Origin of the sequence: Gillisia hiemivivida (assembly GCF_007997295.1) — a bacterium.
GTDB classification, from domain to species: domain Bacteria; phylum Bacteroidota; class Bacteroidia; order Flavobacteriales; family Flavobacteriaceae; genus Gillisia; species Gillisia hiemivivida.
The window spans coordinates 291,366-299,289 of the sequence record NZ_VORY01000003.1 but is presented as its reverse complement, the minus strand read 5'-3'; the positions used below and the strand labels follow the sequence as shown (position 1 = coordinate 299,289).

Here is a 7,924-nt window from a genome sequence, read left to right as displayed (position 1 = left end):
TCAGCAGAATCATTCAACGCAAAAATAAAAGCCTTTAGAGCACAGTTCAGAGGAGTAAAAAATGTAGAATTCTTCCTCTACAGATTAACCACAATTTTTGCATAAACACAACAATTAGTCATGATCCATAAAAAGAAGATAATCAATTAACTAACGTCTATAAACTTAGAATTGAAAATATAGTAGTTAAAGCAAAAACCCCAATAACTATAAGTTATTGGGGTTTATTTAAGTGACCTCGGCCGAAATAGTGTTGCATTTCCCTTAAGCTCCCACCTGAAAATAGAAAGTCTCCACGCCCTTTAGGCGTTATGAATTTTTATTTCCTCCAAAACCTTGAGCAAACTCGGTTTTCCGGAAATAAAAAAGTCCCCACGATTGTGGAGACTTTCTGCTTTGAGTGACCTCGGCTGGGTCACAAATCAATTCCGTAATGTTCATCCTATTTCTTATCATTTCCTAATCAAAATAAACCCTAAGACAGCAATGATAGGAAATTTGAACCTCAACGCTACTATTCATAATACACCTCAAAGCTACATGAAGAAATAAAAAGTGTCACAATTAATGTCACAAATTTTATTATATTAGCTAAAATTAAGATAATGGCAACTACAAAATACCGCATAAGGAAATCTGCCACTGGGAATGGTGGCAAAATTCAAATCGAATTTCATTATGGTAAAGGGAACAGGTTCAGATATGGAACAGGCTTAACAATTCAAAGTCTAAAAAATTGGGATTCTAATAAGATGAGAATCAAAAATGTTATTGGTGAAAAATACAAAACTGAGGTTAATAATGAATTAAATAAACTCCAAACAGGTATTGAAAATCATTACACAAAATTGGCACTGACTGAAAAATCGGTTGTAAACAACGACGTCCTAAAGGAATATTGCGAGGTCTTCTTTAATAGAAACAAACCTAAATCAGAAGATGATATCTTACTTTCATTCCTAGATTTTTTTAGTTGGTTCATAAATCATTATAAAACTCACCCATCGCCTTCCACGGGGAAACCTCTAGGCTCAGGTACTCGTAGAACCTATACCAATGCCTATAATATTTTTAAAAGATTTAACGATGAGGAATATAATATAGATTATGACCAAATAACATTGACGTTTTATGATGACTTCCTAAATTGGGGTTATGGTCAAAATTACAGCTCTAATTATGTTGGAACCCAAATAAAAATTCTTAAAACTATTTTAAACAGCGCTACAGAAAAGAAGTTCAACAAGAATCTTGACTACAGCACAAGATATTTTAGAAAGCCATCCGAATTGATTGACAATATCTTTTTAACACAGTCTGAAGTAGAAAGGATTTCTAATGCTGACTTATCTTCATTCAAAGGTAAGATTGAAAATGGTGTTAGAATAACACGACAAATGTTGGAAAAGTCACGAGATTTGTTCTTGATAGGTTGTAGTACTGGGTTACGAGTAAGTGATTTTAATAATCTGAATGAATCACACTTATTTGAGGATTCTGATGGAACTATGTTTTTTAGGTTGTCTATGAAAAAAGGTGATAAACCTATTACCATCCCAATAAATTCAATGGTAAGAAAAATCCTAAAAAGGAATGGTGGAACTACCCCTTCTCGAATTCCAGACCAATTCATAAATTATTCAATAAAAATTATAGGTGAAATTGCTGGTGTAGATGAATCCACTTGCAAGACCATAACCAAGGGGGGTAAAAAAGACACCACTACAGCTCCCAAATACAAGTTTATTACAAATCACACCGCTAGACGAAGTTTCTGCACAAATGGATATTTATCGGGTATCCCAACAATTGACATAATGGCTATTTCTGGTCACACGCAAGAGCGTACTTTTTACAACTATATAAAGGTAAATGACCTACAAAAGGCTCAGAAAATATCAAAATATAAATTTTTTCAATAATTTTCATACACCCCCTAAAGAGCTGGTAATAAATCTATTACCAGCTTTTTTTTTGATAATAATTTGTACTCACTTATTTCTCAGAACTTTATAACCATAATCGAACAAAATTATTATCACTTAATTCATTAGGTAATAATATTATTCCCGTAACTATCTGAATCACAACAATTTACAGTTTTTTTATTTGAAATATTTGTAATAAGTTTGTTGAAAATTAAGGCAAAATGATACCAAGAAAAACACAAGTTGTAATCGAAAATATTTCATCCGAAGAACTTTCAAATAGCATAAAGAAAACAATATCAGAACTGATTATGAATCTTAAGGGTAATTCCGTTGAGGTTGGGAACGACCTTATGTCGAAAAATGATACAGCAAAGTTTCTAAACGTCAGCGTTAGGACTTTGCACAATTGGACGAAAAATGGAATTCTGAATTGTTACTCAATCGGAAGCAGAGTCTATTTCAAAAAAACCGAAATAGACAAAGCTTTAACGAAAATCACAACCTAAAGGGGCAATATGAATCATTAGCTATTTTCTGTAGCGAAGGTTCAAATCAAAAGCTAAAAAATAGCAAACAATTGAGAATCAGGTATTTAAATCTCAAAAAATTTATTGGCTTTTTGCCCTTTTCAAAGTATGTATTTAAGGAAGGTATGACTTACAAAGCATGTCCTATTTATATATTAGAGATAGAGAATATAATATAGAGTATATAGTAATAGATAGATAATATGAATGATAAATATAATAACATAATAAGCGTAAATACTTCTAAGAATGACAATACTATTCAATTAGAATACAACAGTATTATTAAAAATATATATGATAATAAGTTTCAAAAGTGGTTTAAATTAAAAGACATCGTAAAATTAAAAAACATTAGTTACCGTAGCCTTAAGGGAATGGTTGCAAAAGTTTATAATAAATACAATGACCAGGGATTGATTTATCGAAAAGGGAGAAGATACTATATCAGTTATAGGATTCTTGATTCGTTTAAATTAGAAAAACCTCGTAAGAAACGAACCATATATGATTATGAGTGGAAGACAAATGTATCTTGGACTACCCTAGATTTCTATGACTTAGAATACCATACCACACTGTTTGATGAGGTGAAAACTACATTGTCGGATGTACATTTCATCGGCTGTGTTGAGTCTGATGCTTCTGGAAAGAACCACGTTCACATCCTAGCCGACCATGACACCAAATATCTGAGGAAACCTCTAAAAAAAATACTTGACCAATATCTAGATGACACACGTCATTATCGTCTTTACTGTGAACAAGTCAATAATATAGGTGGAAGTGTGGATTACCTTATGAAAAATCCGCAAAAATTAATTAATTAAAAATTTAAATATGCTAGAAATTACAAAAACATTCAAATCAGAAATAGTTGATTCATTTCAATTCATTGATAATGGTGATACCATTCATGTTGACTCTGAGATTAACCATGTCGAACCAAAAAATTATGACCTTGAACCCGATGAGGTTAAGGTAATTGTGAATGAAATTTTACTTTCAACTGAACTAGAAATTCATTTCAGTATTGTATTTAACAAATACAATGTAGATGCAGAGAGAGATATAATTTCTCAAATTGAGAACCAATACCAGAAGGCTGATGTATCTTATTTAGAACAATCCAAATCTGGTGATACGAGGAAAGTAAGTTATGCTTTTATTCTTTAAAGCGTGTGCATTAATCAACAAATCCGGCAATGCCGGATTTGTTTTTTTTGTTCTATTTCACTGGCTCATACTTGGAGAAAAAATTGAATTATACATTACTCCATATTCTTCATAAAAGTCTCTTAGAACGAAGCAAGCCTATGATTCTGACCTTATAGGGTAAGTGTTTATTCCTTCAAGATTCATGTGAACTCAAATCTCTTCTTATTATAGATAGAAAACCTACTTTGTTATAGTGTAAGAAAATTCATTTAAAAAAATCAAGTAATAGGCCTAAGAGTTAATCGGTAGGGTTTGCAAGTTTTCTATTATTTTTAACTAGTTTTACTACCAATAATCCATACTCTCGTTGAATGATTTTATCAAATAATAAATTTAAAGAAACTCTTTTAAGAATTCTTCTTTGGCTTAATTCTCCTCTAGAAAGATATATCTCCTCATTAAATTCCATTCTTTCTCCTCAGAGCAAAAACTTGACTCCTCTATCGCCTACAATTATTAAAGACAATACAGCGGACTCGTATTTGGACTCCTTAAAAGAAGCAGTCCAAAATGACGACATAAGTAACATTGCATTAGCAGGTCCTTACGGGTCGGGGAAGAGCAGTATCATTAAGACATTCATCCTAAGAAATAAGCATTTGAAAATATTGGAAATTTCATTGGCTTCTTTTAAGGATTCAGAGCATGTTCACAATTTCAGCAAGGCCAATGAGAACCAAGATTTTCAGAAATTGTTAGAACTTAGCATTCTTCAACAAATTATTTATCACGTCAAACCTAGTCGACTACCAGATTCTAGAATTAAGAGAATTATACACTTTTCACCTTGGAATCTTTTTTTTACATCATCGCTAATTATATTGTGGGTCACGAGTATTTTTATAATTATCAACAATGGCTTCGGAAAAATTCTAAATCCAGTAAATTGGAACTATGAGAAAGCGCCATTTTTAGAAGGAATTATGCTTTTTTCAATATTTTTTGTAGGTTTATTTTTTCTAACTCCGAAGATTATTCGCTTCTTAAACAACTCCAAGATTAATCGTATAAGTTTAAAAGGTGAAATAGATATTGGTAAAAATGTCGATGAGTCGATTCTAAATGAGCATTTTGATGAGGTTCTTTACTTTTTTGAGAAAAACCATTTTGATTTAATCGTCATCGAAGATTTAGACCGATTTGACAATACCCAAATTTTCTCTAAACTTAGAGAAATTAATAGTCTAATAAACAATTCTCCTTCCTGTTCAAAAAAGATTAAATTCCTATATGCAGTAAGAGATGACATATTTCGTGGTGAAGAACGAACTAAATTTTTTGACTTATCCATCCCAGTTATTCCATTAATTAATTATTCCAATTCAAAAGCAAAACTTAAAGAGAATTTACAAAAACCTGTTCTAAATTTAAAGGCTGTCAATCAAAATCAAGAAACATCATCGAATGCAAAAACTTCTTTTCCAATACCAACTGATGAGTTCATTGAAGAGGTTTCTCTCTTCATAAATGATATGAGGATGCTATTTAACATCAGTAACGAATATTTTATTTATCGTCAAACTTTAACAGATATTCCAGACCAAGATAAACTCTTAGCTCTGATTATTTATAAGAATATGGAACCAGAGGATTTTAATAATTTAAATCTTAACACTGGTAAATTATATAAATTTATAAATCAGAAGGCTGACTATATTAAAGGGTTACAAAATGAAATTGACTTTAAAATAAACAAGCTTCTAAAGGAAAATGAAGATTTAACCCATACTCTCAGTGAAAATTTAGAAGAATTAAGGAGTATTTATGTTGGTGCTTTACTTTTAACAACAGGTTCACCTTCCCCTTCTTATATAGATGTAGATGGGACAAATATAAATCTGTCTGAACTGCATAAAGAAGAAAATTTCGAAAAATTAAGAAAAGCTAGTCGTATTTTTGGATATGGTCTGAATTTTCAAAATCAAGCCAGTAGGAGTAGTAAGGAATATAAGTTTGACCAATTCGAAAACAAGATACATTCAAGTCTTACTTATGAAGAAAGAGAAGAAAAAGTAAAAAAACTGACCGATGGGAAAATTGAGAAGAACAGAAAAGAAATTACTTCATTTAAAAATCAAAAACTCAAACTAAGTTCTACAAGTTTGAGAGAAATTCTCAATACTGAAGGGGCGTCAAAATTTCTTCCTGAGAATTCAGATTTGAAAAATGAAAAACTTATAATATTTTTTCTTAGGAATGGATACATCGATGAATATTATCACAATTACATATCACATTTTTATGATGTTGACATATCGCAAGATGAATTTAAGTTTTTGCTCAATGTAATTAATGAAATGGAAAATGACATTAACCAGTCATTGAGCCACCCTAAGCAGTTAATTAATAGAATCCCTTTAAGATACTTTAGTCAAAAATCAATACTAAATACCAATCTTCTGGAGTACCTTTTAGAAGACCAGACTAAATACTCAGAACAAATTGATTCTATTGTAATTCTGATAAGTAAGACTGAAGAAAATTCTATAATGTTTTTGGAAAATTTCATTAAAAATTCATCTAAAAGCAACATTCTCTTTTCCGTGATAATTAAGAAATGGCATTCTGTATGGGAATTTATTGAGAATAATAATTATGATGAAAACACCATTAGAAAATTTTTTCAATTAATTCTTAGTAATTCAAATTCTGAAGACATTAAAATACTTTCAAACCATTCAGATTTAATAAATTTTATTGAATCAAATAAAATAGGTCTTGAATATTTTATGGCACATCCAAATCTTCATGTAACTAAACGAATCGTAACTGACCTCAACCTTGAATTCCATAATATTTCAATCTTGCAAAAATCTGATAATATCGATTTTGTAGATTTCTTAATTGAAAATAATAGGTATAAAATTAATATTGAAAATATTAATTTTGTTTTTCAGAAAATCAATAAATCCAAATCTTTAATTCCATTAATAGGAATGCAGAATTTAACATGCATTTTGAACTCTAAAAATGATAATTTCATTGAATACATAAAATCTGAGATTTCAGAATATATTGAGCAAGTCTTCTTCAAACTCGAAGGAAACACAGAAGAATCAGAAAGCACATTAAAATATTTAATGGATGAGGAGGAATTAACTATATTTCAAAAAGAAGATATTTTACTCCAATCAAAAAATATTATAGATAATTTGTGTGAAATCTATGATGCTGATTCCAAGGAGCTATTACTAAAAACCGTACATACTAAAATAAATTGGGAAAACGTCTTGGACTACTATTCTGCTTTTGGTAATCCAGAAAAACTTCCCCATCCACTTGTTGAATTTTTTCAAATTGAAGGAGTCGCAGAGACTTTAAGCAATTTGATTCTTATAGACACGAAAACAGAAGATGATTTTGACATTAAATATGGACTAGCGAATGCCATAATTAATAACCAAGCTCTAAAAATAGACATCTATGGAAATTTAATGAACTCAATAAAACACAAATGGGAGAACTTGGAAATAGAAAATATTAGCAAAGACCAGCTGGTAATTTTAATAAATGAACATATCATAATCTTATCTGAGGATTACTTTCATAGTTCAAAAATACATTCCCCTCCCTTACACCTAACGCTAATACAAAAAAATTGGGATATATATTTTGAGAACCCTAATCAATACCCCCTTGAAAAAGATGAGGTTCTAACCATTCTACAAAATCCTCAAAGAACCAATCTTACCAATAAAATTAAATTTTTAGAGTCCCTAGAAATAGATTTACTGGTTAGCAATAAAGTTTTAGCAGAAGAAACCATTTCATACTTTAATAAAGCAAATAGAAAGACTACCCCGATATTTTTAGAAAAACTATTTAAAAATAGCTCCAATCAGAATGAAAAAATATCTCTTTTAAATAAAAATATTGAAAATTATTCTATCTCACAGATTAGAGCTATAGTTGGAAAATTAGGTGGGGAACCTTCAAGGATGGTTCAGAGCTTGAAACAGGCTAAAATTAAAAATTCCACAGAAAATCTTAAATTAGTCAAAAAACTTGAGGAATTAGATATAATATCTTCCCACACATTTTTTAAAGATGAGGAATGGATAAAAGTACAGGCCAAGAAATAGAACTCCTCCCCTCCTCTAAATAAATTATTAGACTTATTGTTACATCTTTGCGCTGTGTATCCTTTCTTATATAAGAGGACTAAAAAAAATCCCGTTTATTTAAAACATGATACCACATAAAAAAATTTCAAAATTTTGATAGGTTCACTATTAGCGCTTATATCAT

General features: G+C 30.2%; 5 protein-coding genes. All 5 read left to right on the top strand.

Features of this window, described 5'->3' with window-relative positions; translation table 11 throughout:
- Positions 1-605: 605 nt before the first annotated feature.
- Positions 606-1,922, top strand: coding sequence for a tyrosine-type recombinase/integrase (locus tag ES724_RS05460; RefSeq protein WP_146930618.1), 1,317 nt, complete (start codon positions 606-608; stop codon positions 1,920-1,922).
- 227 nt (positions 1,923-2,149) lie between these two features.
- A complete protein-coding gene (locus ES724_RS16995; RefSeq protein WP_146930615.1) occupies positions 2,150-2,437 on the top strand; it encodes a helix-turn-helix domain-containing protein in 288 nt (95 codons plus the stop codon).
- A 224-nt stretch (positions 2,438-2,661) separates the two neighbouring features.
- Positions 2,662-3,288, top strand: a complete 627-nt coding sequence (locus ES724_RS05450; protein WP_146930612.1) for a hypothetical protein — start codon at positions 2,662-2,664, stop codon at positions 3,286-3,288.
- A gap of 10 nt (positions 3,289-3,298) precedes the next feature.
- Positions 3,299-3,634 carry a hypothetical protein gene (locus ES724_RS05445; protein ID WP_146930609.1) on the top strand — a complete coding sequence of 112 codons (336 nt, stop codon included), beginning with the start codon at positions 3,299-3,301 and terminating at the stop codon, positions 3,632-3,634.
- A 353-nt stretch (positions 3,635-3,987) separates the two neighbouring features.
- Complete coding sequence (locus tag ES724_RS05440; RefSeq protein WP_146930606.1) at positions 3,988-7,758, top strand: YobI family P-loop NTPase; 3,771 nt, start codon at positions 3,988-3,990, stop codon at positions 7,756-7,758.
- Positions 7,759-7,924 lie beyond the last annotated feature (166 nt).

Excerpts from the sequence above, each read along its gene's own strand:
- ES724_RS05460 (WP_146930618.1), top strand. The coding sequence starts at position 606 with ATGGCAACTACAAAATACCGCATAAGGAAATCTGCCACTGGGAATGGT.
- ES724_RS16995 (WP_146930615.1), top strand. The coding sequence starts at position 2,150 with ATGATACCAAGAAAAACACAAGTTGTAATCGAAAATATTTCATCCGAA.
- ES724_RS05450 (WP_146930612.1), top strand. The coding sequence starts at position 2,662 with ATGAATGATAAATATAATAACATAATAAGCGTAAATACTTCTAAGAAT.
- ES724_RS05445 (WP_146930609.1), top strand. The coding sequence starts at position 3,299 with ATGCTAGAAATTACAAAAACATTCAAATCAGAAATAGTTGATTCATTT.
- ES724_RS05440 (WP_146930606.1), top strand. The coding sequence starts at position 3,988 with ATGATTTTATCAAATAATAAATTTAAAGAAACTCTTTTAAGAATTCTT.